This window comes from Streptococcus acidominimus (assembly GCF_001921825.1).
GTDB lineage: Bacteria > Bacillota > Bacilli > Lactobacillales > Streptococcaceae > Streptococcus > Streptococcus acidominimus.
In genome coordinates, this window is the sequence record NZ_MSJL01000019.1 from 16,176 (window position 1) to 43,152 (window position 26,977).

Genomic DNA, 26,977 nt, shown 5'->3' on the forward strand with positions numbered 1-26,977 from the left:
GGAGAATGAAAAAGTTATATATTTGTCACACAGTCTATCATCTATTGATTACCATGTGTCACTTAGATTTTTGTGAAGATAGCCATCTTTTATTGTTTGATACCATTAGTGATAGGGAGCTTTTAGTGAAGAGATTGAGGAAGCTAAATTATACAGGTCTTGTCTTCTTTGAGGCCAAAGACTGTACGGACTATGCTCAATATGATTTACAAGATTTTGATGAGATTTACCTATTTAATGATTGGACCTATATTGGGCAATATTTGCGGAGTAATAAACAATCCTATTCTCTTATTGAAGATGGCTATAACTACTATGCTTATCACTCTTATCCAGAATCATTTTCTAGGTTAAGACAGATTTACCATTGTATCTTTAGGAACAGTCTACCTTTAGGTTATAGTAAATATGTTAAGCAAATAGAATTGAATAGCCTAGAGGTACTAAAGGATACGGACAAGCGCAGGAAAAAGTGTAAGGAAGTACCAAGGCTGGCATTATTTTCAAACCTCTCGGACCTTAAAAAGGAGCGCTTGCTATCCTTATTTGCAGTGAAACCGATCGAGGTCCGTTCCCAAGACACTCTTTTGGTATTGACACAGCCCCTTTATCAGGATGGGCTAGCTGGATTTGAAACAGCTGAAAAGCAGCTTGCCTTCTATCAAAAGATCGTTGATTCCTATAAGCAGGAAAGGACAATCTATTTTAAGGTTCATCCTAGAGACGAGATAGATTACTCGGCCATAGAAGATGTTGTTTTCTTAAGGCAAGATGTGCCTATGGAATTATACGAATTTGTAGGAAATTATTACTTTGATACAGGGATTACTCACTCTTCTACAGCCTTGGAGTATCTAAGCTGTGTGGGTGAGAAAATAGTATTGTGTGATATGAAAGGGAAGATGAGTGAAAAGTAAGTTATTTAAATCAAGTTTTATCTTTACATTGGGAAATTTACTGATTCAAGGATTAGCTTTTATCACCTTGCCTATTTATACTAGTATCATTTCTCCAGAGATATACGGGAAATTTAATCTCTATCTGGCTTGGGTCAGCTTGTTTTCGCTCTTTATCGGTTTACAAACAGCAGGTTCCCTAAGTTCAGCTAGGGTTAAGTATTCGGAAGCGGAATATAATCGCTATGCAGTGAGCGCCTTTACCCTTTCCAATATCTTTTTTATTGTTGTGCTCCTGTTGACTACCTTTGTTCGGGACTATCTTGCCTTGGTGTTAGAATTAAGCCCGACTATGACCCTTGTTTTAGTTAGTCAAAGCTACTTTCAGTATGTCGTTAGTTTTTTAGGACAATATTTTATTCAGGATCAAAAAGCAACAGCGACCTTGTTTTTTTCAGCTGTCAGCGCTATTTTAAATACGATCCTCTCGATCCTACTTATCTATCGGCTGGAAGATGACTTTCTTGCTCGGGTAATTGGTAATTTTGCTCCTAGCCTGCTAGTGGCGCTCATCGCAATCTTTTTCTTGTATAGCCGAGGGGAGCCACTACTAGATAGAAAGTATATTCGCTTTATCTTAGCTGTATCCCTTCCCTTGATTTTTCATAATGTAGGTCATCAGCTATTAAATCAGCTGGATCGGATTATGCTGGGCAAGTTGATGACGACGAAAGAAGTGGCCCTATATAGTTTTGGCTACAATGTTGGTCTAGTTATTCAGATTGTCCTAGGAAGTCTAAATACTGCATGGGTGCCATGGTTCTTTGAAGCCCGGAAGAAACAATCTGAAAATTTGCAACAGGTGATTTTACAATATCTATCGATTGGTCTATTTTTAACCCTAGGATATTTAACCATTTTCCCAGAGCTTTCCTTATTACTAGGCGGGACAGCTTATCAGCAGGGGAATAGTTTTATTGCCTTGATCGTCATCAGCTATTTCTTTGTGTTTCTTTACACCTTTCCAGTGAATATTCAGTTTTATTATGCGGATACCAGAATGATTCCACTAGGTACTTTATTGGCAGCGGGACTGAACTTCCTATTGAATCTAGTCTTCATCCCACTGTTTGAAATCAATGGAGCCGCCTATGCCACCCTAGTATCTTATTTTTTCCTATTGTTGTTACACCATCTGGTCTCTAAGAAAAAATATGGATACAAAGATGTTAGTGAAAAGACCTATCTAGTATTCGTTATGGTAAGTTTCGTTTATGCCATGATAATGACAACTTTTAGCCAGTGGCTCTGGCTACGCTGGTCAATAGGCTTGGTCGTCCTATTGGGCTATGCCTATTATTACAAAGATTATATCTTAAAATTTATTGCTAAGAAGGAGAAAAAATAGTGGTTTATCTTATCGCAGAAATTGGTTGTAACCATAATGGAGATTTTCATTTGGCGAAAAAAATGGTAGATGTTGCTGTTGACTGTGGCGTTGATGCAGTCAAATTCCAAACGTTTAAAGCAGATTTATTGATTTCTAAATTTGCTCCTAAGGCAGACTACCAAAAAAAGACAACAGGCGAGGCAGATAGTCAGCTAGAGATGACGAAGAAGTTGGAGCTTAGTTTTGACGAGTACCTAGAATTAAGAGATTATTGTCAGGAAAAAGGGGTAGATGTTTTTTCGACTCCCTTTGATGATGTATCGCTCGATTTTTTAATTGGAACAGGAATGTCTGTTTATAAAATTCCATCGGGAGAAATTACCAACCTACCCTATTTAGAAAAGATTGGTCAGCAAGGGAAGAAGGTTATTCTGTCAACAGGTATGGCTACAATGGAGGAGATCCATCAAGCAGTAGATATTTTAGAAAAGAATGGAACAAGTGATATCACAATCTTGCACTGCACGACAGAGTATCCAACCAAGTATCCAGATTTAAATTTACGAGTGCTGTCTACATTACAGGCAGAATTTAAGGGATATAAGATCGGTTTTTCGGATCATAGCATTGGATATGAAGTAGCGATTGCGGCAACAGCTTTAGGTGCAGAAATGATTGAAAAACATTTTACCTTGGATCAGAACATGCCGGGACCAGATCATAAAGCGAGTGCGACACCAGATGTTCTGCAAAAATTGGTATCAGGGGTACGTGTGATTGAGCAATCATTAGGAAGCGACGTAAAAGAACCTGTTGCAGTAGAAATCAAGAACAAGATTGTTGCTCGAAAATCCATTATTGCCAAGAAACCGATCCAAAAGGGAGAACGCTTCACAGAAGAAAATATTACAGTGAAACGTCCAGGGAATGGTATCTCTCCAATGTCTTGGTATGACGTGCTAGGGCAAAGGAGTGAATATGATTTCATAGAGGATGAGTTGATCAAGCATTCGGACTTTGATTGGCAGGAGTAAAAATGAAGAAAATTTGTGTAGTTACGGGCTCACGAGCAGAATATGGTATCATGAGGAGCTTGCTGAAGAAGTTAGATGCTCAAGCAAATATCCAGCTGGAAGTGATCGCAACAGCCATGCACCTAGAGGAAAAGTATGGGTATACCTATAAGGTAATCGAGGCTGATGGTTTTAAATTGATAAAAGTTCCCCTCGATTTAAAGGATACCTCTAAAGAAACGATCGTTCAATCAATGTCTCTCTTAACAGGACGATTGGGGGACATTTTTTCACGGAATAGTTATGACTTAATCATCATCTTGGGCGATCGATATGAAATGCTGCCAGTAGCCAATGTTGCGTTAATCTATAATATTCCTGTCTGTCATATCCATGGTGGGGAAAAAACATTGGGCAACTTTGATGAGTCTATTCGCCATGCCATTACCAAAATGTCTCATCTTCACCTTGTGGCAAGTGATGAATTTCGTAAGCGAGTGCTTCAATTAGGGGAACAAGAAGAAAAGGTTCATACGATAGGCGCCCTAGGGGTTGAAAATGTTTTAGCCCAAACATTTTTAACCAGAGCAGAATTAGAGCAGACCTTACAGATAGCATTAGAAAAGGACTACTATGTCGTTCTATTCCACCCAGTAACCTTAGAGGACGGTCGCGTAGAGGAGCAGGTACAGCAATTATTAAAGGCCTTGGATAAGGTGAAGCAGCAGTGTATTTTTATCGGTTCAAATTCTGACACAGGTTCAGATAGTATCCATGATTTAATCAGGGACTACCTACATCAACACCCGAATTGTCATCAGTTTACTTCTCTAACGACACAAGGGTATCATTCTTTAATCAAGCATTCTAAAGGGTTGATCGGTAATTCTTCTTCGGGATTGATTGAGGTTCCGTCTTTAAAGGTGGCAACTTTGAATATTGGGAATCGTCAATTAGGACGCCTAAGAGGGAAAAGTGTGATTGACGTTCGACCGAATATGGAAGATATTCTAATCGGCTTAGAACAAATGAAGGCTGTTGAGGATTATAGCAATCCTTATGAACAGGATCATTCTTCGGATAAGGCTGTTGCGATTATTTTAGACTATCTGGAAAAAAATAATGGTCAGGTAGTTAAAATATTTTCAGATATGTAGAGGACTGAATATGAAAAAGAAATTAGCCTTTATTGGAGCAGGTAGCTTTTCGGATGGCGTATTGCCTTGGATTGACCAAGAAGAGTACGAGTTTGTGGGCTATTTTGACGATAAGGAGATTACGGAATATAGAGGCTATCCTGTCTTTAGTGATACTTCTAATATCATTGCTTTTTTAAGAGAAAAGATAGTGGACTGTGTCTTTATCACAATCGGTGATAACATTAAAAGAAAAGAAATTTTTGATCAAATCGCTGAACATTACTACGGCTGCTTGATCAATATTATCAGTCAGCAGGCCAATATTTTTTCACAGGATAGTATCAAAGGAAGAGGGATTTTTGTTGGTTTTAGTAGTTTTATTGGTATGGACTCTGAAATCTATGATAACTGTATTATCAATACGGGCGCTATCGTTGAGCACCATTCCCTAGTTCAGAGCCATTGCAATATTACTCCCGGAACAACGATCAACGGTCTTTGTACCATTGGTGAGGGGAGCTATATTGGTAGTGGTAGTATCATCATTCAAAATCTGACAATTGCTCCCTATGTAGTATTAGGAGCTGGGACAGTTGTGATTAAGTCGATTTTGGAATCAGGGACTTATGTGGGAGTTCCTGCTAAGAAGATAAAATAAGGGAGAAGAAGATGAAACCAGTTTGTATCATTCCAGCTCGAGCGGGCTCTAAAGGTCTGCCAAATAAGAACATGTTATTTTTAGATGGGAAACCAATGATCTTCCATACTATTGATGCGGCTATTGAATCAGGCTGTTTTGCTAAGGAAGATATTTATGTTAGTACCGACTCCCCTCTTTACAAGGAAATTTGCGAAACAAAGGGTATAAAGGTTCTATTAAGGTCTAAGGAATTAGCCTTAGACACAACGACATCTTACGAGGTCAACGAAGACTTTTTAAAAGAATTTGATGATGACCAAGTCTTTGTCCTTCTGCAAGTCACTTCTCCTTTACGAACAGGCGCTCATATTAGAGAAGCCTTACAGATGTATGAACGGGAAGATGTAGAGAATGTTGTCAGTTTTGTGAAAGTAGATAAATCTCCTATTTTATTTACAGAACTTGATGAAAGTGGCTATGCCAAGGATATCGTTGGAGTGGGAGGCAATTACCGGCGGCAAAATGATCCTAAAAAATTATACATGCCAAATGGCGCTATCTACATTTCTTCAAAGGCTGTTTATCTAAACTATAAGACCTACTTTTCACCAAAGACCAAGGCCTATCTAATGGATAAAACTTCCTCAGTAGATGTGGATGATGGAGAAGATTTTCTTAAAATTATCGGCAGTATCTATTTTGATTATGCAAAACGCGAGCATAGGAGCAAGTCCAATTATCGCATGCTCTATCAGCAATTTTTAGAATCAGACTGGGAAAGCAATATTATTTTAGGCGATAGTCGTCTCCTCCCTATTTCTCTCCCCTCCTATACCAATTTAAGTATAGGAGGAGTAACCCTAGCAACAGTAGTAGAAAACAGTGATACGATTTTGCAGCGACCGATTTCTTCTGTTCTAGTTTCGCTAGGAATCAATGATATTATTACATCCTATGGTATCGAGGAGATCAAGAGAAATTACCGAAACCTGTTTACAACACTCAAGGAGCGGCATATTTCAATTTTTGTGACAAGTATTGCCTATGCCTTATTTAGAGATAGTGTAGATAACAGTCGTGTAGAAGAGATCAATAAGTGGTTAGAAGACTACTGTGTTAAGGAAGCTATCCCCTTTTTAGATGTCAACCAGACACTTTCACATGAGGGGCACTTGAAATTTGCCTATACTTCTGATGGCCTTCATTTTAACGAGCAAGGAAGCCAACAGTTCTTGGAGGATCTAATCCAGTTCATCAATCCATCTTAATCTTTGTCGGACTTGTCAAGCTTGCTGATAAGACTGATGTGGTAAGAGCCTTAATCACCAGCTATATTGAAGATAGCAACTATCAGACTTGAAGAAAAGCTAAGCTAGAGAGAACGAGCTGTTCTCTCTTTTTTGGCTCTCTGCAGGTCAAAGTGCCCCTTTGTCAGCTTGGCTCGATAAATTACATGCGAGCGAAGACTCTAGTGACATAATTGTGCCTCTCGAAAGGGAGGCGTAGCTGTAAGCAGTTAAAACTGGAACAATCATGGCTCTTTTTCACAGAGTATCCCTCTAAATTTGCTACTCCTGACAAGCTAGATATTGATTTTTCTATACTATAAAAAGTAAGTGCAATTTAATGGCATAAAATTGCATAATATCTTATAAAAATACATAAAAATGTCTTTTATTTTTCTGAAATTTCTGCTATACTAGGGGTTAATTACTATTTTGGAGGAGATTATGGGATATATGATTGAAATTTTACCAAGCTTACTAAGTGGAGCTTTGGTATCCTTGCAAGTCTTTGTACTTGTCTTGCTCCTGTCTCTTCCTCTGGGGGCACTTGTTGCATTTTTGATGAAGGTTCCCTTTAAGCCCTTGCTTTGGTTTCTGAACTTTTATGTGCTCATTATGCGAGGCACTCCCTTATTGCTCCAGTTGATTTTTGTATACTATGTCTTGCCAAGCGTGGGCATCACCTTTGATCGAATGCCTGCAGTGATTATTACCTTTACCTTGAACTATGCTGCCTATTTCTCGGAAATTTTCCGCGGAGGGATTGAGGCAATTCCTGCCGGTCAGTATGAGGCGGCAAAAGTATTGAAATTCACGCCCGTACAGACCATTCGTTATATCGTCTTGCCTCAGGTGGTAAAAATCGTTCTACCGAGTGTGTTCAATGAAGTGACAACCTTGGTCAAAGACACCTCTTTAATCTATGCGCTCGGAGTGAATGATTTGCTTCTTGCTAGTCGGACAGCGGCTAACCGTGATGTTAGTCTAGCACCAATGTTTATTGCAGGAGCCTTATACTTGGTAATGATAGGACTTGTGACCCTAGTTGCCAATAAGATTGAGAAAAAATTTGATTATTATAAATAGGAGGTCTTATGTTAGAATTACGCAATCTTTCCAAACGCTTTGCTAATAAGCAGATTTTTTCCAACTATGACCTCCTAATTCCCGAAGGAAAAATTGTTGCCATTGTTGGTCAGTCTGGCGGTGGGAAAACAACCTTGCTGCGGATGTTGGCAGGTCTTGAAACGATTGATTCGGGACAGCTGATTTATAATGGAGAAGAACTGCCATTAGAGGAGTTGAGAAAACGACATTTGTTGGGCTTTGTTTTCCAAGATTTTCAGTTATTCCCGCATTTATCAGTGTTGGAAAACCTGATCTTGTCGCCCATTAAAACGCAGGATACTTCTCGTGCAGCGGCTGAAAGCAAAGCCCGTCAATTACTTGAAACTCTCGGTTTAGCTGGTCATGCAGATGCCTACCCTCACTCCTTATCAGGTGGGCAAAAGCAGCGTGTCGCCTTGGCGCGTGCTATGATGATTGATCCTGAAATGATTGGTTATGATGAACCAACTTCAGCCCTTGACCCAGAGTTACGAAAAGAAGTGGAGAAGCTGATTCTTGAAAATCGCAGGACTGGCATTACGCAAATCGTGGTCACTCATGACATGCAATTTGCTGAAAATATTGCTGATGAGATTATTAAGATTGAGCCTAAACATTAGAGTGCTTACCAGCAGAAAAGGGGATAGAATATGAAAATGAAATCAATTGTAGTCAGTGGATTAGCAATGCTAGCAAGCCTTGCCCTTGCAGCATGTGGTGCTAGTGAATCGGCCGCGAAAAAAGACAACTGGTCTAGCTATGAAGAAAGTAAAAAAATTACGATTGGCTTTGACAAAACCTTTGTACCGATGGGATTTGAAGAAAAAAACGGCCAATATACCGGTTTTGATATTGACCTAGCAACAGCCGTATTTGATAAATATGATATTGCGATTGAGTGGCAGCCGATTGACTGGGATTTAAAAGAAACAGAATTAAACAATGGGAACATTGACTTGATTTGGAACGGCTATTCAGCAACAGATGAGCGTAGGAAAAAGGTGCTGTTTTCAGATGATTACATGGCCAATCTTCAAGTCTTGGTGACGAAAAAATTATCAACGATTGAAACGAGCGCAGCTATGAAAGATAAGGTACTCGGTGCCCAAGCTGGTTCGTCTGGTTATGCAGACTTTGAAGCACAGCCTGCGATTTTAAAAGACCTAGTTAAAAATAATGAAGCAACCCAATACGCAACCTTTAATGAAGCCTTGATCGACTTGAAAAATGATCGCATTGATGGTCTCTTGATTGACCGTGTCTATGCTAATTATTACCTGCAACAGGAAGACCTCATCAAGGACTACAATATCATTGATGCAGGATTTGAAAAAGAAGCCTTTGCCGTCGGTGCCCGCAAGGCAGATACGACCTTAGTAGAGAAAATCAATGCTAGCTTCAAAGAACTGTATGCGGATGGAACTTTCCAGAAGATCTCCGATAAATGGTTTGGAGAAGATGTCGCGACAGAGGCAATTACCACTCCATAAAAGCAAGAGATTTGGACAGACACCTAGGATGTCGTCCAAGTCTCTTTTTTATAGTCATCAAACATCAAGCTTTGACGTCGTTAACTCGCCTTGCTGAGTAAAAAGCTCCAGTGGAGGTTTTTAGCCTGTTGAGGGTTGGAAATAGAACGAGTGGCACTCGTGTTAAGTGTGGCTCCCTTTGGGGCATACCTGTTTCAGCTTTAGCCAGTTCCAGATTTTGATTTTTATAGAGTATGACAGTCATTTTGTCAAAATTTTTGTGCCAAGATTTGAGTTTTTTTCTGCCACAGGAGATTGTATAATAAAGTCAGAAAAAGTGATGCTCATAAAAATCATGTCCAAACTTGGTGACCTTGGTTTTTAGAGAGTGCTAGGAGGAAATATGGAAAATGCTTCATTAAAGGTTCGGATCCAAAAATTGGGAACGACTTTATCAAATATGGTGATGCCAAATATTGGTTCATTTATTGCCTGGGGGGTCTTGACCTCGCTTTTCATTGAAACTGGCTGGTTGCCAAATGAAACCTTTGCAACCATTGTAGGTCCAATGATTAAGTATTTATTGCCCCTCTTGATTGGCTACACTGGTGGTTATAATGTGTATGGTCAGCGCGGTGGTGTGGTCGGTGCGATTTTGACCATGGGGGTCATTGCTGGTTCAGAAGTGCCTATGTTCATCGGCGCTATGATCGTTGGACCATTTGGTGCATGGGTCATCAAGAAATTTGACCAAGCTTTCCAAGAAAAGATTCGTCCGGGATTTGAAATGTTGGTAAACAACTTCTCGGCAGGTCTTATCGGATTTGTCCTAATGCTTATCAGCTTTAAAGTAGTTGGTCCTTTCGTATCGAGCATGACAACGGCTATCGGAGATGGTGTGCAAGCAATTGTGGATATGAAGCTATTGCCCTTAGCCAATATCATTATTGAGCCTGCTAAAGTCTTGTTCTTGAACAACGCTCTTAACCACGGTATCTTCACTCCACTTGGAACAGAGCAAGTATTGAAAGTCGGAAAATCAGTTCTCTTCCTGTTGGAAGCAAACCCTGGACCTGGTCTTGGTATCTTATTTGCCTATGCTTTGTTTGGCAAGGGTTCTGCCAAGTCTTCTTCATGGGGGGCGATGGTTATCCACTTCTTAGGTGGGATTCATGAAATCTACTTCCCATACGTGATGATGAAACCAGCCCTCTTCCTAGCTGCGATTGCAGGGGGTGTGTCTGGTACCTTTACTTTCCAATTGTTAAATGCAGGTCTTGTAGGGGCATCTTCGCCGGGTTCCATTATTGCTATTACGGGTCTTGTACCAAAAGAAGGAAACTACTTTGCCAATCTTTTAGCTGTGTGGGGTGGTGTATTTGCAGGAGCGATCGCTTCCTTCCTCGTTGCCTCTATCATCTTGAAAGCCGACAAATCAGAAGGAGCTTCACTTGAATCAGCACAAGCAGCTACTAAAGCTGCAAAGGCTGTCGCAAAAGGTCAAGCTCAGGTTCCCCTATCAAGTGATGTCACAACAGATAATGTCCACCAAATCATCTTTGCTTGTGATGCAGGTATGGGAAGTTCTGCTATGGGGGCGTCCTTGCTCCGTGATAAGGTGAAAAAGGCAGGCTTGAATATCCCTGTGACCAATAAAGCGATTGCGAATCTCCAAGATACAGACCACACGCTGATTATCACGCAAGAAGAGCTGGCAGAACGTGCAGCACAACGCACACCTCGTGCCCTCCATGTAGCGGTAGATAATTTTCTGACCTCACCTAAATATGATGAAATCATTGCCCAATTGACCAACCAAACAGCGCCACATGCTTCAGCACAAGTAGAAGCTCAAGTTCAAGGTTTGGCACCAGATTTGAGTAATGTAGAAAAGGTCATTTTTGCTTATGGGGCTGCTCAAGGATCAGCAACCATGGGGCAGGCAACCTTGAGTGCCATCTTCAAAAATAAGGGGATTGAGATACCAGTTGTCAGCCTATCCTATGCCGACTTATCCGATTCCAACGCTCAGACCAGTCTGATTGTAACAACTGTGGTTGAACAAGCGAGAGTACAGGCTCTTGCACCACATGCGCAACTCTTGGTTGTTGATAGCCTTGTCACAACACCAGAATATGACAAATTGGTAGCTAGCCTTCGCAAATAATACTCCATCATTCACAATAGTTATAGTATAATGAATATATGTTACTAACCAAACGAGAAGAACAACTGATGAAAGCTTTCCTCCAGGTAGGAAAGCTTTCCTTAAAGGAAATGGCTGATATTTTGCAGGTCTCTTCACGGACAGTCTATCGGACCTTGTCAGACTTGACAGAAAGTCTTGCCGGAGAACAGATTCAATTGATCAAGGATGGCAAGAAATACTACCTTTCGGGAAACCTTTCTGCCTTGAGTGATTATCAGGCAGATACGGCTTATGCTCCCAATCAGCGCCAGACCTTGATGGCCTATCAATTATTGACCAGTAAGGAAGTTGTGACCAATGAGCAATTTCAAGAGCAATTTTTGGTATCCAATGTTACTGTGATCCAAGATATTGCAGAAATTGAACGGCGACTGACGATCTTTGGCTTACAGTTGGTGCGTCAGCGTGGGTATCGGATAGACAGTTCGTCCAGTCAGAAGCGACGCTTTTTAGCTATTTTGCTAGCCAATACCATTTCGATTCAAGATTTTTGGGCGGATCACTATCCCGACTTTCCAATTTTACAGGTGGATCGGATAGGGCAGGTACGGCAGGTTTTTGAACGCCACCAAGGTTTGCTGGGGGATTTAGATGCAAAACTCAAGGAATTTCTGATGATCCTGCTAGGGCTAGCAGATAATCAAGGAGAGTTGACCCAGCAGGTCAGTGTGTCTAAGGTGGCGCTTGATTTTGCTCAAAAAGTCTTTACAGACCTAGCCAAGGAAAGCAAGCAATTTTACAGCATTCAGGAAATCATCTATTTTGCTGCCATCTTGGATGAGGTCATTATCAAGCGGCAGGAAGTACCCTTATTCAGTGAGAGTTTTGACAGCGGTTTTTATTACAGTATATCCCAATTGGTAGACAGTGTGTCACGCTTTACCAAGATCGACTTTGTGAAAGATCGCCTGCTCTTTCCCTTACTGTTTCACCATATTCGTTTGAGCTTGGCTCTACCTGTCCTTTTTCCAGACCGTACAACGACCAATATCGCCTATCTGGCGACCCAGAAAAATCCTTTCTTGCATAGTGTTGTAAGTCTGGTCGTGCAGGATCTGTTCCCAAGCTATATCCACAATGAATATGAATATGAACTGGTGACGCTCCACTTTGCTTCGAGCCTTAGGCGCAGTCCTGACATCTACCCCATTCGGCTACTATTGGTGACAGATGAGCGCCCCTTGACGACGAGCGTTCTTGTATCCAAGATTAAAAGCGTAGCCCCCTTTGTAGGTTGGATAGATGTACAGAGTACGACCAAGCTTGGACAGTTAAACCTTGAGCAGTATGATTACTGCCTTGCAACGAAGCCGATTCCACAGATGGATATTGAGGTGATCTCGACCTTCCCCAATACCAAGGAAATTTTGGAATTACAGGAGAGATTGCAGCTGATTCAAGAGTACCGGACAGTGGCGGTTCGTGAGGAGATCGTGGTCAATCAGCACTATGATTTACAGGCCTATCTGAAAGGGAGCAGTCATTTGCTGGAACATTTCACCCTCTACGACTTAGAGAATCGACCAAGTTTTGAAGAAACGGTCATGCAGATTGTCGATCAGTTGTCCTTTGTCAAGGATCGGCATTATTTGGCGAAAAAGTTGATCTCACGCTTTGAGATGAGCCCTCTTGCTATTCCAAATACCAATCTGGCACTGATCCATACCCAGTCCAGTCAGGTAAACCAGAGCCAATTTCAAATCGTTGCCCTACATCAGCCAGTTACTGCCCTGTCCATGAACAATCAGCCCGAAACCATTCAGCGGGTCTTGGTCATGTTGACCAAGCTAGGTGAGCAGGAAGAAATCCGAGAACTGATGACAGCCATCAGCCAGTCTATTATCGAAAACAACCTTTATACAGAAATTTATCGTACAGGAAATCAGGAAATTATTTACCAGCTCCTGAATTCAATTTTTAATGAAAAAATCAAACAATGGGAGAATTAACATGGAACTTCAACAAGAATTGATTCAACTCAAGCAAGCATTTGAGACAAAAGAAGAAGCGATTCGCTTTTGCGGTCGTCAATTAGTAGATGCCGGACACGTCAAGGAAGCCTATATTGAGGCTATGATTGAGCGCAATGCAGAATTATCTGTCTATATGGGCAACTTTATTGCCATTCCACACGGAACCGACGCAGCCAAAAAAGAGGTTCTTTCATCAGGAATTACGATTGTTCAAGTGCCAGCAGGGGTGAATTTTGGAACAGAAGCTGATCCGAAAATTGCGACTATCCTCTTTGGGATAGCGGGTCTTGGAGAAGACCACTTAGACATCATCCAAAAAATCTCCGTCTTCTGTGCAGACGTAGACAATGTGGTCAAACTAGCAGATGCAGCTTCAAAAGAAGAAGTGATCACTCTCTTAAACAGTGTTGGATAAGAAAGAAGGTAGAATGATGAAAAAAGCAGTTCACTTTGGTGCAGGCAATATCGGGCGAGGGTTTATCGGTGAGATCCTATTTGAAAATGATTTTGAAATCGCCTTTGTTGATGTCAATGAAAAGATTATCAATGCCCTTAATCAACGTAATAGTTACGAAATCGAGATAGCAGAAGAAGGTCAGCGCCATATTCGCGTTTCAGGCGTACGTGGGATCAACAATGGCACCCACCCCGAGGAAGTGGTGGCAGCCATTGTAGAGGCTGACTTGGTGACCACAGCTATCGGTCCCAACATTCTTCCCTTTATTGCAGGCTTAATAGCGCAAGGGATTGAAGCACGTCAGGTAGCGGGCAACACCCAACCACTTGATATCCTTGCTTGTGAAAATATGATTGGTGCTTCTCGCTTCCTCTATGAAGAAGTGCAGAAACACTTGTCTGAAGCAGGTTTGGCATTTGCTGGAGAGTATATCGGGTTTCCAAATGTTGCAGTAGACCGTATTGTTCCTGCCCAAAGTCACGAAGATCCTCTCTTTGTCGTGGTGGAGCCTTTCAATGAGTGGGTCGTTGAAACCCATGCCATGAAAAATCCTGATTTGAAGTTAGCAAAAGTCCACTATGAAGCAGACCTTGAACCGTTTATCGAACGGAAATTATTCTCTGTAAACTCTGGACACGCAACGTCAGCTTATATAGGAGCGCACTTCGGAGCCAAAACGATTTTGGAAGCTCTTGAAAATCCAGCGGTCAAGACAAAAGTTGAAGCTGTGCTTGCTGAAATTCGTAGCCTCCTTATTGCCAAATGGGGCTTTGAGGAAGCAGCATTGGAAGACTACCATAAGATTATCATCAGCCGCTTTGAAAATCCATTTATTGTAGATGATGTGGCGCGCGTTGCCCGAACTCCAATCCGTAAACTTGGCTATGATGAGCGCTTTATTCGTCCTATTCGGGAATTGCGTGAGCGCGGTTTGAGCTACGCAGCCCTCCTCGAAACCGTTCGCTATATCTTTGAATACAGGGATGAGACAGATGCCCAATCGGTTGAACTGCAAGAGCTGCTGGCTCAAGAACCACTTGCCACTGTGGTCCAAAAGGTGACAGGAGTAACAGACCCTAGCCTTGTCGCAGAACTCCTTGCAGCAGTAGAAGGATAGCAAAATAATACTCTACGAACATCAAAAGAATACTTTGTTACTTTTTGATGTTCATTGAATATAAAAAATTGGAAACTGGTAAGAGTTCCCGATTTTTTTATTGTCTTATAGTCGTTGGTTTTCATCAAAAGTCACAGGCACTTGTTTAGTTGATAAACACTTCAAGTGCTAGGTAAGAAAAGTAGTTACTTTTCTTATAGTAGAGCAAGGCAGGCTAATATTGGCTTGGAGTTTCAAAGGCAATCCTATCCTTGGCTATGATGTAAGACAAATTCTTAAAAACATTCTTTTGAATGGAAGCAATCAGCTAGTTCCGTTTTGTAATCTGGTGAAAGACGACCTGCCAGACTTCATGACGGCGCCAGAGGGAAGTATGGATCTGGTCGCCTATTTCAAACGTGACCAGTTTTGATTTCTGACTGACAGAGACCATTTGGAAGTTGGTCAGATAGGTTGATTGGACAGGGTGCGCCTGTAACATCTGCTCCTTATTGAGGCAGTGTCCATGTTCATCAATTAGCAGGTAGTTGTCCCCGATTAAATCTTGATAGCCTTTTTCGTGGGCTTGAATTTCAGCCTCAAAACGGTAGAGCTTGTCAAAGACATGCTCATACATCTCATCATGAGGCAGTTCAGATGGCTCAACATGGATGTCCACATCAAAGACACCATGCTTTAAAATCAAGAGTTGCTCGACCTGCTCGGTCACCTCATGGCTCTCATAGACGGATAGGTCAGGATTCATTTCAAGGACGATATCAAGGTAGATATTGGCTCCGTAGGTGCGACCTCGTTGGGACTTGACCGCACTAATCTTGGGCAATTTGAGAATATCCAACTCGTATTTATGGAGCAATTCCTCATCAAAGCCGTCCGACAGAGTGAAGAAACTCTCCATGAAAATCCCGTAGGCTGTTTTTAAAATAAAGAAGGTGATAATGATAGCAGCAATCTTATCCATTATCGGAAATTGAAAGGCTGCTGCAAGGACGGCAATAGAGGTTCCGATAGAGGTCACGGCATCAGAGAGATTGTCCTTGGCTGTTGCTTCTAAGGCTTTGGAGCGAACTTTTTTTGCCAAGCGTTTATTATAGAGATAGACGGCAAACATGACGACCGCAGAAATGATTCCGATAGTTGCCCCCATGATGTCAATTGCGACGACTTCCTTGCTGAAGAGTTTTTGAATAGTGCTATGGAGGACTTGGAAACCAACGACAAACATGATAAATGAGGTAATGAGGCTTGCCAGATCTTCCATTTTCCAGTGGCCAAATTTATGATCAGTATCCGCAGGCTTTTGCGCCATTTTCAGTCCAATCAGTACCGCGATATTTCCGATAATATCTGAAATATTATTAAAAGCGTCTGCAGTAAGGGCATCTGAATGAAAGAGGGAGCCTGCCGCTAGCTTGACACCAGATAAGAGTAGGTAGGCGATAATTGATAAGATGGCACCACGTTCAGCCAGCTTTAAATTGTATGCTTGTTGGTTCATAATCTCTCCTTTGTAATGGCTTCATTGTAGCAGAATGGGCAGGATTTTTCAAGGGTAGAAAAAGAGGAGTGGCTCGGAGGTCGTGATCTTGAGGTCTCGACTCTCCCCACTCCATGAGTTCTTGGCTTTCTTAATTTCTACGCCTCTTCCCATCTCAATTGTGAAATTCCCTCTCCTTTTATAGCCGTTTAGTTTATTTTTAGTACTAGCTCAAACAGTCTGGGGAGAGACTGTTTGAGGTGGGAAATAAAGAAAACGACGTTTTCGTCAAACCAGTCTGGGGAGAGACTGTTTGAGGTGGGAAATAAAGAAAAGGAAGTTTTCATCAAAACAGTCTATTCCTAGACTGTTGAAGCGAGCAAAGGCATACCCCATTTATGTATTAACAGTCACTTCCCTGACTGTTAATACCGTATCTGTACAACGAGCAAGCTCGTAACAGCTACGGCAAAATAGGAGTTTTGACGAGTGAAAAGCTCCAGTGGAGGTTTTCAGTCTATTTCCTAAAGAACCATCATCAGCTAAAGCTGAAACAGTCATGTCTCTTTTTTCGCACAGCTCGTAGCCCTAGTTCAGTTAAACAAGATGTGAAGCCGTTAAAAAACCGAACGAAAAATAGGAGACTGACGAGGTGTTCGATGAACACAAGGAAGTCTATCTTTTTTCCGAGGTTTTAGGCTGAACTCAATTACCCAAGATACGAGGACGTTAAAAAAGCGACCGAAAATTAGGAAACATGACGAAGAGATTAGAGAGAGTTTGCTTCGCAAACTTCTATCTTCCGCCTCTAAAGGTATACTATACCTTTAGAGCTAGGAGTATTTATCCCTAAAGGGAGCCACACCTGTAAGCAACTAAAGTTGCAACAGTTGCGTCTCTTTTTCACCCAGTGCTTAGTCAGAGTTCAGTTATACAAGACGAGTGAACGAAGTAATAAAAATATAAACTAAATGACTATATCAGTATGTTTCTCCAGACGAGCCCTGCTACAAGGAGGTAGCCACCTATGGCTGGTAGACCAATATCAATCCCATAGTGTCCTCCTGTAAGGAGGGGATTAGAAGATGGAATAATCAGTCTTGCAAGAGCCTCTGTATTGCTGCTAGTATCGAGGGCTACTAGACTGGTGATAGTGTTCCAGATAGCGTGCAAGATCCAACTATTGAGGAGGGAGTGGCTTTCTATCCTAACAAGGGCAAACATGCTACCGACACTGGTTCCAGCGACCAATAAGAGGAGGGCTGTTCCGAGGGTGAGGTTACCATTGAGGAGGTGAAGTGCTGCAAAGATGAGAGATGGGAGCCAACAAGCTGTCCATTTTCCAAAGTGTTCTTGGAAGAGTGTTTGCAGAAATCCTCTAAAAACAAGCTCCTCAGCAAATGCCACAGCGCCACCTCCTAGAAGGATAGCGTTGACGAGCGAATCGCCAATGGCAATATCCTGGTTGAAGTGGATACTAGCTCCGATTAGGAGATAGAAAAGCAAGACACCTGTTGGCAAAAGAATCCCCACTAGCAGCCAGATTGGTTGAAGTCTTCTTCGGTGTCCCAAGAGAAAAGAAAGATCCTTTTGGAAATAAGATCTGGATAGGATTTGTACCAGAAAGAGGCAAGTGGCTAGATACAGCAGCCCCATGATTACTTGTTGAACGATAGGCTGATGAAACGGACGAGAGAGGAGGAAGGCAGCTGCCTGACTGATGACAAGCGCTAGGATAGCCAGCAAGGTTCCAGAGATTACTTTTTTCATCAGTCACCTCTATTCCACCCGAATATCGCCTGTACTGGTTTCAAGGACAAGGAGACCTTGGGAGTTGGCTTGGGACTTAAAGGTATTTGACACGCTTCCGAGATCTGTATCTGCTTCAATGGTGATGGCTGTTTTGGGATTGAGCTGGAGGTCAATGTTGCCTAGGTCAGTAAAGATGCTGTTTTTCCCTCTTAGACTGAGGTTGTTAGCAGTAAGCGTTCCAAGATTCAGCCGAACAGAACCTTCTTCATTTTCAGGAGTTAGGCTGACGTCGGTCAGCTGAACGTCTCCTGTATCAAGCTCTAAATGGAGCGTTTTAATGTGAACATTGCTTAGCCTTACCGAACCCACATTCATCTCTAATTGCGCTCGGTCAATCTGTACCCCTTCTAAGTCTAGTTCTCCGATATCCACCATTCCCCGCACTTCTTTTAGGATTGCTTTCCTTGGGACTTCAAGACGGGGAATACGGTCTTCTATCAAATTCTGCTGGCTAAGGTGAAGCAGAAGATCAAAGAGACTATTCACATTGATGGAAGACTTGGACTGATGATCGCGAATCGTTAGTTTTTTCCCGTCTAGCTGGTAGCTAAGTGGAGCAGTTCGATTTCTGCCCTCCTGATGGTAATGCAAGTGAAATTGATCATCTTTTGAGGGAACAATCATAAGATTGCTTTGGATATCGAGTGTATCCACTTTGTCAAAGTCAATGGTTTCAAGCTTATGATTGGCAGTGGCTTGGTGCTTCAGATCTGTCCAACCTCCGAGTAAGAATCCGATTCCTGCTAGACTAAGCCCGATAAATAGAACTGTTAGGCAGATTTTGGTAAAGCGATTAAATGATGTCATAGCGGTTCCTCCTAATAACTTTTTCTTGAATGAAGCGAATGAGGGCAAATAGAGCCTTTTTGCCAAGGACGATTGTTATCTGTACGCCCAGTAGCCCCAGCGCGATTGCGACCAGTCCTAGTCCAACAGAGAGGAGGGAGCTGGTCCAAGAGAGTGAGAAAATCTGAAAGGCAGAAATGACAAAGCTTAAGCCCACAGCAAGAGCACTGATCCATACAGAGATCATTGCTAACAGGAGGCTGAATATCACGAGAATAGCTGTAAAAAAGAGGGAGAGCAGGGTAATTGCCAGAGGAAATGCCATCGGAGCTGCTAGGATACTAAGGACAACAATGAGAATGGTGTTGTGCGGTGTAGCAGTGCCCGTCTCGGTCTTTTTTTCATAGAGTTGGTCAAGGATTTCCCGTGCTGCCTGCTTAGGACTTCCTAGTTCAGCAATGACCTGCATCTCATGTTCAGGTCCTGCCTCATTAAAGTACTCATTGAAATGCTCCATTGCGTCTTGATAGTCTTCTGCCGGTAGGCGTTTGAGATATCTTTGCAGATGTGCGAGGTATTCGTTGCGTGTCATTTTCGTAGATTCCCTTCTATAATGCCGTCAATATTGTTCTTGTATTCCGTCCATTCCGTCTGCAAAAAGATGATTTGCCTACGACCGTGGTCGGTAATCTTATAATACTTCCGTTTGCGCCCCTGAAATTCTTGAGAATAAGTGGTCACAAAGCCTGATTTTCCAAGTTTTTTCAAAATTGGATACAGGGTTGATTCCTTGATGTCAGCTACAATCTTAATGGTCTGACTAATCTCATACCCGTAGGAATCCTGTCTTTCTACAATGGATAGAATTAGAAATTCAATTAAGACAGAGGAAACAGGATAGTACATAACTCTTCACCTCGTTCATGTGTAAATTTTTTATATATAAATTATATACATATCAAGAACCAATGTCAAGTATTATATATAAATTTTTTACATAATAAAAACCAAGCACCGAAAAAAGTGCTTGGTAGGCTATTTCATCATCAGAACGACCAGTTTATCAAAGGGAATGGCAGTAGTAAAATTTCTTGTTTGGAGTTCGATACCGGTTTCGTTGACGGCAGTCACTTGACTAAAGAGATAGTGATTGCCGCCCCAGAATTGATTGGTATTAGTGTAGACCTTGCATTTTCCGAGGAAGATCTGGTTGCAGGGCGTATAGGCTTCTTCATTTTTGACGAGAATATCCAGACAGCGATCGAGATGAAAGTAGCCGTAGCGTTGGTGTTTCTCAAAGCAAACCATCTTTTGGTAGATCCCAACGATCTTGACATTTCGTAAGACCTGATACCAGATAGTATTGAGGGAGACATCGCAGACCTTCCCTAGATAGGATTGGATAGAAGAAGTAGTATCTGACGGCTCCTTGCTTTCTGCGGGTATTTGTCCTGCCTCCTGCTGGATCGGGAAATCAATCTCCTCTCTGACCAGTTGATCCAAACTGATGTCTGCAAAGTCAGCGATTCGGATGAGGGTTTGAAGATCTGGAATGGCAGTGCCATTTTCCCACTTGGAGACAGATTGACGACTAACGCTAAATCCTTCAGCGAATTGTTCCTGTGATAATTGATGAATGTTCCGAATGAGACGAATTTTTTCATGCAGTAACATGGCGTCACCTCCTTATCTATACTCTAGCAAATGGAGGGATTCTTGCCAAGAAAGCCTCCTTTACATCTTGCTACTCTTGGTTGCAAAGTGAGGAAAACAGGCGGTATAGTTGTTGCCTTTATCTTTTATATTTGAACTCGGGCTAAGAGCTGTGTAAAAAGAGACGCAGGTGTTCTAGCTTTAGCTAGTTTCTGCGTCAGCTTTCCTAGTTTGCCGTAGCTGTACGAGCCTGCTCGTTGTACAGATGGGTACGCTTTGAGTTTTTATAGCCGTTTAGTTTATTTTTAGTACTAGGCAACGAGTCGCAGGTAGTACTGGGGTACAGCAAGACGAGTTAACGAAGTAATAAAAATATAAACTAAATGACTATAATGGACTTTGTAGATGTCCAAAAGGGATAACTCGCGTCCATTTTGATATTTGGTGGGATAAAGGATTGTATGGTTATTTATTGATGTCCAACAATCCCTAAAATAACATCAACGGCTTTTTCCATGGTTTCAAGGCTGACAAATTCAAAACGTCCGTGCATATTTTCACCGCCCGCAAAGATATTAGGTGTCGGAATGCCCATGAAAGAAATCTTAGAGCCATCTGTTCCACCACGGACTGGCTCAATAATCGGCTGGATGCCAAGATCTTCCATGACCTCTTTTGCAATAGTAATCGGTGTCATGTCTTTTTCAATAATTTTCTTCATATTAAAATACTGGTCGTGGAGATCAACAATGACACGTGGTGTGTCAAACTCTTGGTTCATCTTTTCGGCAATATCCAGCATCAGTTGTTTACGGGCATTAAAATCAGCTTCTTCAAAGTCACGAATGATATAAGAGCTGTGGGCTTGATCCACGCTTCCAGCCAGATCCATCAGGTGGAAGAAGCCTTGGGAACCTTCTGTTTTTTCAGGACGATCCGCTTCTGGTAGGGCATTGTGGAAGTCAATTGCGAGTTGGAAAGCATTGATCATTTGATCCTTGGCAGAGCCTGGATGAACGTTGCGCCCAATAAAGTCAATCTTGGCAGCAGCAGCGCTAAAGGTTTCATATTGAAGTTCACCTAGGGGACCACCGTCCATGGTATAGGCAAAGTCTACATCAAAGTCCTCCACATCAAATTTGTCGGCACCGACCCCGATTTCCTCATCAGGACCAAATCCAACTCGAATTTCGCAATGACGTATTTCAGGATGTGCGACCAAGTATTCGATAGCTGTCATAATTTCAGCGATTCCTGACTTGTCATCAGAACCCAGCAGGGTTGTCCCATCTGTCGTAATCAAGGTTTGCCCATGGTAATGGTTTAGCTGTGGGAAATCTTTTGGATGCAGTTCAAAACCAGATGTACCAAGAGCGATTGGCTTGCCGTCATAGTTTTCAATGATTTGTGGGCTGACACCTTCAGCGTTGAAGTCAGCTGTATCCATGTGGGCGATAAAGCCAATCTTGCGGGTTAAGCTAGGATCGTTGGCAGGTAGAGTTCCGATTGCAAATCCATTTGGTAGGTAGTGGACATTTTGAAGTCCGATCCGTTCCATTTCAGGAAGCAGGATATTTTTGGCAAAGTCTACCTGGTTCTGCGTACTAGGTGTCGTTGTTGAGTTTTCGTCTGAACGTGTATTTTCTTTCACATAGACAAGGAAGCGATCTAAAAGAGTGGGGTATTTCATGTGTTTCTCCTTATAGTATAATAGTTGATTCTTTCAAGACCTTTAATGGATGATATGTTTGTAAATAGCTTTGGCTACACCGTCTTGGTCATTGGTATCGGTAATGTCGTCTGCTAGAGACTTGATCCGGTCACTGGCATTGCCCATCGCGATACTAAGACCTGCAAATTCAAGCATTTCAATATCATTGTTGGCATCGCCGATAGCCATAATCTCCTCTGGTAAAATCTGCAAACGCTCTGCTAGTGTTTTCAGGGCAGAAGCCTTATTGGTACCTGTTGGCAAGATTTCCAGCAGGACATCTTGAGAGCGGACGACATCAAAATCCTTGCGAAGTGTTGCGGCATGCTTGCGTTCAAAGGCTTCGGTTGCCTCCTCTGTGCCGACAAACATGGCTTGGAAAAGGTGACGGCTCTGATTGGTCGCATCTTCCATACTTAAAATGGTAGGTTCGACACTGACGAGACTGGCATCTGCGCGTGAGTATTGGTTGGGTTCGTCTTCAAGGACATAGTAGTGGTCCTCGTCAAATAGGGTTAATTGCATGGCACTTTCTGGCAAGAAAGTTGCAAGGTACTTGATTTGTTCAGGCGATAGCTCTGCCCAGTCAATGAGCTTCCAATCGCTGGTCTGGTGGGTCGAACAGCCATTATTGACAATGACGTATTCATTTTCTGCATCAAGTCCCAGTTGGTCAAAGTAGGGTCTCACCCCAGTCAACATCCGACCAGTACAAAGAACTAGCTTGACACCATTTTCAACAGCCTTATGAATGGCTTCAATTTGTGGCTTTGTCAGCTCCTTCTGACTATTGAGCAAAGTCCCATCCATATCAAGGGCAAGTAATTTTATCATAGATTCCTCCTCAAGTGTTCTATGACTAGTATAGCATAAAAAAACAAAACACTGGATTGTTTTTCTCGATCCATGAAACGGTCTAGCGAGGCAACAATCCAGTGTTTTATTTTTTCCCGCGTCAAGAAATGAGATAGCGAGGCGACAATCCAGTGTCTTGTTTTTTCCCGAGCTAGAAAATGGTCTAGCGAGGCAATCCATAAGTTGCGACAATCTTACTCATGATGGCTGTGAGTTTTAACGGGCTGCATTGATTGATGTACACCGAGGTGACGCTGATGCAGTTTCTAGGGATCTAGCGAAGCAGCAAGCATGTTTCTACTATTTTATGTGGACTTACTTCAAGAATTTAGTTGTGCTTGTACCTAGATTTTTCCAAGATTAGTGTAAAGAATATCTACAAATTAGAGTAAAGACCTTTACAAATGCTATATATTAGATATTCTAAATATATGAGACAAAGGTTTGGTAAGAAACGGTATTTCGTCATGCAGAATAGTTTCGATAATCCATCCCTTTTCTCTTTGCCCTTATGCACTTGGAAGCTCAAAATACTACTGTATAGTTGTTTCGTTTATTTTCATTATTTCGTTAACTTGTCTTGAGGTACTCCATTACTACCTTTAACTCGTTGTCTAGTATAAACGTAAGCCAAACAACTATAACAATCTGCCTCTGTAAACTGCAACCAGAATAAAAGCTGAAAAAAGAGATGATCTTAGCTGATTACAGAAACAGCATCCTTGGGTAGACTTTGAGTTTTTAAGGAACCTTATCTCTTGATTGCCCTTTGCGAACCTAGTCTATGATTGATTTCTATGAAAATAGAAAGAAGCATCCACCTTTCTTTGGTTCAAGAAAGATAAAAGGAAGAACATCAATATAAATGTCTTTGATATACTACGTATATCAAAGGTTTGACTACAAGTCAAACCTTATACTAATAGTCTTTTGATAAAGAATTAGAAATACCAAAAATAATAATGCATATAAAAATAAATTATTCTTTGGTATAGACCATATATCTATATAAAAGAGAGCTTGTTAGTGTGATAGATTTAGAAGGGAGGGAAAAGAATGCTGCATGAGCGAACGAATGTTCATCTTCAAATTTTCTTGAGCGAAGCGATAGCGGACAAGGGCTGGGATGGTGGGTAGATTTTCCGAAGATTGAGACTGTCGTGTATCTCGTTTTTTCTCGGATCTAAGAGCGTAGAAGTTTTTAGAATCAGAGCAAGCAGGCTAGAAGCAAGAAAGCCAGCGATTGAAAAGGAGTTAAGATGCTCATCATTTAGAGAGGAAGTGTTCAGCAAAGGGAGGTAAAGTAGTCATGGAAAAACGAATTGATTTTTATGAAAGCCGTACGTTTACCTGCAAAAGATGTGGGCGTCAAGTGGTGACGGAAAAGGGCACTCTCGATAGGCGAACGGTGTTTTGTAGTGGTATTTGTAGCCGCCGTTATTGGAGGCATGCCGGTCTACGAAAAAATGAGAACGCTCAATGAAAATCAAAAAGACCCATAAGCAACTAAAGTTGCAACAGCTATGTCTCCCTAAAGGGAGCCAGATCTGTAACTAGTGGAAACTAGAACAGCTATGTCCCCCTAAAGGGAGCCAGATCTGTAACTAGTGGAACTAGAACAGCTATGTCCCTTTTTCACAAGGGGTTGAAGGTCATTCATCACGACTTTTAAAAACGTTTCATTTTGATTTTCGAAGAGTATAAGTTATAAATCAGCGAATGATTTATAAATAGAAAGGACAAAAATGGATAAATGTAAGAAGTGGTTCGTCCTGCTTTTAGCTACCCTTGTCACATTATTAGGTATTGGGGCAAGTGCGACGGCCGTTCAAGCAAAAGAACTACAAAATGTACTAACAGATATTAAGTTATGGGATATCAATAATGGAGAACATCTTAGGATAGGTGGTTCAGATTCTTATCAGCTGATAAAAGATGTCACCTACCGATTTGAGACCAATTTTGATTTATCAAAGTATGATGGAAATCTAGCAGATGGAGATTATTTTACATTCACGATACCTGCACCCATCACCATTGACAACACTAACTTTGATTTGAAAGATAAGGAGACAGATGTTGCTGTCGGAACAGCCCTTGTAACTTCAAATGGAGAAGGACAGGGTGGAACAGTGAGAGTTACTCTCAAAGATCTACAAGAATACCTCAAAAAGAAAGGTGGTAGCCAAGTCCAAGGAGTAAAGGGAACCTTTTATACCGATTTCAAAGTGAGCCAACTAATTGACGGACAAACGCTCACCTATCCGTCTACGGAGACCAATAAAACCATTACCCATTCTATTTCAGTGAAAGAACGAACATCACATGACTATACAGAAGGGATAAAAAAAGAAAATTTTGTTAAGATTGGCGGAGTGATGACGAAAGAGTCATGGACCTCGCAGACCCTAGGCAAAAGTGGTGACTATATCCATAACTGGGTTTTACGGGTCAATACCAATCAATCGAGTTATGAGACAATCACCCTAAAGGATACGATCCCAGATGATTCTGCACCTATGCAATTTATTCCTGAAAAGGTGAAGGTTTTGGCAGGCTATTTTAATGCGAACTTGAATTTGACGGAGTCAACTGTACTTGAAGCAGGAAAAGATTATACAATCGACTATAACAGTGCCTATACGACTTATACCTTGAAATTATTGAATACTGCTAGCAGAATGGCTAAAAACGGGAAACCAGCTGCTTATAACGTCTACTATTCAACAAGCTCACCTGCAAATGGAACAGATGTCATCAATGAATTATCCATGAAAGGTGGAGAAACAGATCTCACAACGAGTACGGAAAGACAAAATACAGTCCACCGTGTGACACGTTCAACGAAAATCACAACAGGAGGGACGATCCAATTAGAAACTGGTTACTGTATCACTCTGTATAAGCAAGATGCAGAAACAGGAGCCTTGCTGAACGGAGCGGAATTTGAAATCACTTCACCAAGTGGTCAGAAAGAGATCGTTAAAATCGAAAAAGATGGTGTTGGTCAATCCAAGGTTTATTCAGCTGACGAAGTAGCCAAGGGGAAATTCACCATTGTTGAGGTCAAGGCACCCAAGGGCTATGCCCTAGACAAAACACCGATCGAAGTGACGGTCGGACAAAATGGTGTCATTCGTACCATTAAGAATACGAAAGAAAAGATTTCTATCCCCGTCACCAAAGTATGGGATGACAGTGATGATCAGGGCGGTAAACGTCCAGAAAATGTTGTGATTCAATTATTGGCAAATGGAGTCGCGGTTGCAAACAAAACCTTGATGCTTCATGCTGGCAATCATTGGACAGATACTTTTGAAAACTTAAATAAATATGATGATAACGGAGCAGAAATCAACTATTCCGTTCAAGAAGTAAGCGTTCCTGAATATACAAGTACGATTTCAGGAAATATGGCACAAGGATTTACCGTTACAAATGCCATTGACCGTATGGATGTTATGGTGTATAAAACATGGAATGACGGTGAGAATACTGGTGCAATCCCTACAAATTTGGACGCCATGCCAGCACTCTTTAATGTGTCAAACAAACGACTACAAAGCATTCAAGTGCAATTATACGCGAACGGTGTTCCTCTTGGATCTCCTCAAACATTAAATGAACAGAACTACTGGCGATATAACTGGACAGATCTTCCCATTTATGAAAATGGGCAACCAATTGACTATACAGTGAAAGAACTGACGGTGCCGGGCTATCTTTCTAACATTGAAATAGAAGATAGTGAATATGATGATGATAGATTTGCTAAAATAAGATATATTCGGGCACCTCTAAAAACTTCAAGTAGTTGTTAAGTAAGCCCTATTTGTAAGCATTAATTCCAGTAAGCTTCACTTTCGAAGCTTACTTTTTGCTTATTTTCCTATTTTTGGGCGCACTAAGCCCATGATGGCAATCCCAGTCGTTTGATTTGCTCAAAACGACAGATATTGTAGAGTAAGTTGGTTAAGGTCACATTGG

22 protein-coding genes are annotated in these 26,977 nt (G+C 41.6%); 14 read left to right on the forward strand and 8 right to left on the reverse strand.

The window, feature by feature from the left end:
- Positions 1 to 5 precede the first annotated feature (5 nt).
- The 13 genes from BU200_RS05235 to BU200_RS05295 all read left to right on the forward strand — a co-directional run bounded on the left by BU200_RS05235 (position 6) and on the right by BU200_RS05295 (position 14,696).
- On the forward strand, positions 6 to 917 hold the full coding sequence (locus tag BU200_RS05235; RefSeq protein WP_075099170.1) for a glycosyltransferase family 52: 912 nt from the start codon (positions 6 to 8) through the stop codon (positions 915 to 917).
- Positions 907 to 2,304 carry an oligosaccharide flippase family protein gene (locus tag BU200_RS05240; protein ID WP_075099171.1) on the forward strand — a complete coding sequence of 466 codons (1,398 nt, stop codon included), beginning with the start codon at positions 907 to 909 and terminating at the stop codon, positions 2,302 to 2,304. Before BU200_RS05235 ends, BU200_RS05240 begins: the two co-directional genes overlap by 11 nt.
- A complete protein-coding gene (gene neuB / locus BU200_RS05245) occupies positions 2,304 to 3,320 on the forward strand; it encodes an N-acetylneuraminate synthase (RefSeq protein WP_075099172.1) in 1,017 nt (338 codons plus the stop codon). Before BU200_RS05240 ends, neuB begins: the two co-directional genes overlap by 1 nt.
- 2 nt (positions 3,321 to 3,322) lie before the next feature.
- The gene (neuC, locus tag BU200_RS05250) at positions 3,323 to 4,456 is read left to right on the forward strand and encodes a UDP-N-acetylglucosamine 2-epimerase (RefSeq protein WP_075099173.1); all 1,134 of its coding nucleotides are present in this window, start codon (positions 3,323 to 3,325) and stop codon (positions 4,454 to 4,456) included.
- A 10-nt stretch (positions 4,457 to 4,466) separates the two neighbouring features.
- Positions 4,467 to 5,096, forward strand: coding sequence for an acetyltransferase (locus BU200_RS05255; protein ID WP_075099174.1), 630 nt, complete (start codon positions 4,467 to 4,469; stop codon positions 5,094 to 5,096).
- Positions 5,097 to 5,107: 11 nt separating this feature from the next.
- Positions 5,108 to 6,346 (forward strand): cytidylyltransferase domain-containing protein, encoded by a 1,239-nt coding sequence (locus BU200_RS05260; RefSeq protein ID WP_075099175.1) that lies wholly within the window; start codon positions 5,108 to 5,110, stop codon positions 6,344 to 6,346.
- A gap of 462 nt (positions 6,347 to 6,808) precedes the next feature.
- Complete coding sequence (locus BU200_RS05265; RefSeq protein ID WP_075099176.1) at positions 6,809 to 7,450, forward strand: amino acid ABC transporter permease; 642 nt, start codon at positions 6,809 to 6,811, stop codon at positions 7,448 to 7,450.
- 8 nt (positions 7,451 to 7,458) lie between these two features.
- On the forward strand, positions 7,459 to 8,091 hold the full coding sequence (locus BU200_RS05270; RefSeq protein WP_075099177.1) for an amino acid ABC transporter ATP-binding protein: 633 nt from the start codon (positions 7,459 to 7,461) through the stop codon (positions 8,089 to 8,091).
- A 36-nt stretch (positions 8,092 to 8,127) separates the two neighbouring features.
- Positions 8,128 to 8,961, forward strand: coding sequence for an amino acid ABC transporter substrate-binding protein (locus BU200_RS05275; RefSeq protein ID WP_425329001.1), 834 nt, complete (start codon positions 8,128 to 8,130; stop codon positions 8,959 to 8,961).
- Positions 8,962 to 9,343: 382 nt separating this feature from the next.
- Positions 9,344 to 11,107 (forward strand): PTS mannitol transporter subunit IIBC, encoded by a 1,764-nt coding sequence (locus BU200_RS05280; protein ID WP_075099179.1) that lies wholly within the window; start codon positions 9,344 to 9,346, stop codon positions 11,105 to 11,107.
- 38 nt (positions 11,108 to 11,145) lie between these two features.
- Complete coding sequence (locus BU200_RS05285) at positions 11,146 to 13,098, forward strand: BglG family transcription antiterminator (protein ID WP_075099180.1); 1,953 nt, start codon at positions 11,146 to 11,148, stop codon at positions 13,096 to 13,098.
- Position 13,099: 1 nt separating this feature from the next.
- Entirely contained in the window at positions 13,100 to 13,537 is a 438-nt protein-coding gene (locus BU200_RS05290) for a PTS mannitol transporter subunit IIA (protein WP_075099181.1), read from the forward strand.
- A gap of 16 nt (positions 13,538 to 13,553) precedes the next feature.
- Positions 13,554 to 14,696 carry a mannitol-1-phosphate 5-dehydrogenase gene (locus tag BU200_RS05295; RefSeq protein ID WP_075099192.1) on the forward strand — a complete coding sequence of 381 codons (1,143 nt, stop codon included), beginning with the start codon at positions 13,554 to 13,556 and terminating at the stop codon, positions 14,694 to 14,696.
- A 307-nt stretch (positions 14,697 to 15,003) separates the two neighbouring features.
- Here BU200_RS05295 and BU200_RS05300 read toward each other — a convergent pair whose 3' ends face one another.
- The 8 genes from BU200_RS05300 to BU200_RS05335 form a co-directional block, all read right to left on the reverse strand.
- Positions 15,004 to 16,194, reverse strand: coding sequence for a cation diffusion facilitator family transporter (locus BU200_RS05300; protein WP_075099182.1), 1,191 nt, complete (start codon positions 16,192 to 16,194; stop codon positions 15,004 to 15,006).
- Between the two features lie 954 nt (positions 16,195 to 17,148).
- Entirely contained in the window at positions 17,149 to 17,943 is a 795-nt protein-coding gene (locus tag BU200_RS05305; RefSeq protein ID WP_075099183.1) for a CPBP family intramembrane glutamic endopeptidase, read from the reverse strand.
- A gap of 9 nt (positions 17,944 to 17,952) precedes the next feature.
- Entirely contained in the window at positions 17,953 to 18,792 is an 840-nt protein-coding gene (locus BU200_RS05310) for a DUF4097 family beta strand repeat-containing protein (RefSeq protein ID WP_075099184.1), read from the reverse strand.
- The gene (locus BU200_RS05315) at positions 18,779 to 19,363 is read right to left on the reverse strand and encodes a DUF1700 domain-containing protein (protein WP_075099185.1); all 585 of its coding nucleotides are present in this window, start codon (positions 19,361 to 19,363) and stop codon (positions 18,779 to 18,781) included. Before BU200_RS05315 ends, BU200_RS05310 begins: the two co-directional genes overlap by 14 nt.
- On the reverse strand, positions 19,360 to 19,677 hold the full coding sequence (locus BU200_RS05320; protein ID WP_075099186.1) for a PadR family transcriptional regulator: 318 nt from the start codon (positions 19,675 to 19,677) through the stop codon (positions 19,360 to 19,362). Before BU200_RS05320 ends, BU200_RS05315 begins: the two co-directional genes overlap by 4 nt.
- Positions 19,678 to 19,806: 129 nt before the next feature.
- Positions 19,807 to 20,445, reverse strand: coding sequence for a helix-turn-helix domain-containing protein (locus tag BU200_RS05325; RefSeq protein ID WP_075099187.1), 639 nt, complete (start codon positions 20,443 to 20,445; stop codon positions 19,807 to 19,809).
- Positions 20,446 to 20,893: 448 nt separating this feature from the next.
- Positions 20,894 to 22,114 (reverse strand): peptidase T, encoded by a 1,221-nt coding sequence (gene pepT / locus BU200_RS05330; RefSeq protein WP_075099188.1) that lies wholly within the window; start codon positions 22,112 to 22,114, stop codon positions 20,894 to 20,896.
- A gap of 42 nt (positions 22,115 to 22,156) precedes the next feature.
- Positions 22,157 to 22,969 (reverse strand): Cof-type HAD-IIB family hydrolase, encoded by an 813-nt coding sequence (locus tag BU200_RS05335; protein WP_075099189.1) that lies wholly within the window; start codon positions 22,967 to 22,969, stop codon positions 22,157 to 22,159.
- A gap of 1,766 nt (positions 22,970 to 24,735) precedes the next feature.
- Here BU200_RS05335 and BU200_RS05340 point away from each other — a divergent pair.
- Positions 24,736 to 26,811 (forward strand): Cna B-type domain-containing protein, encoded by a 2,076-nt coding sequence (locus BU200_RS05340; RefSeq protein WP_075099190.1) that lies wholly within the window; start codon positions 24,736 to 24,738, stop codon positions 26,809 to 26,811.
- Positions 26,812 to 26,977: the final 166 nt, after the last annotated feature.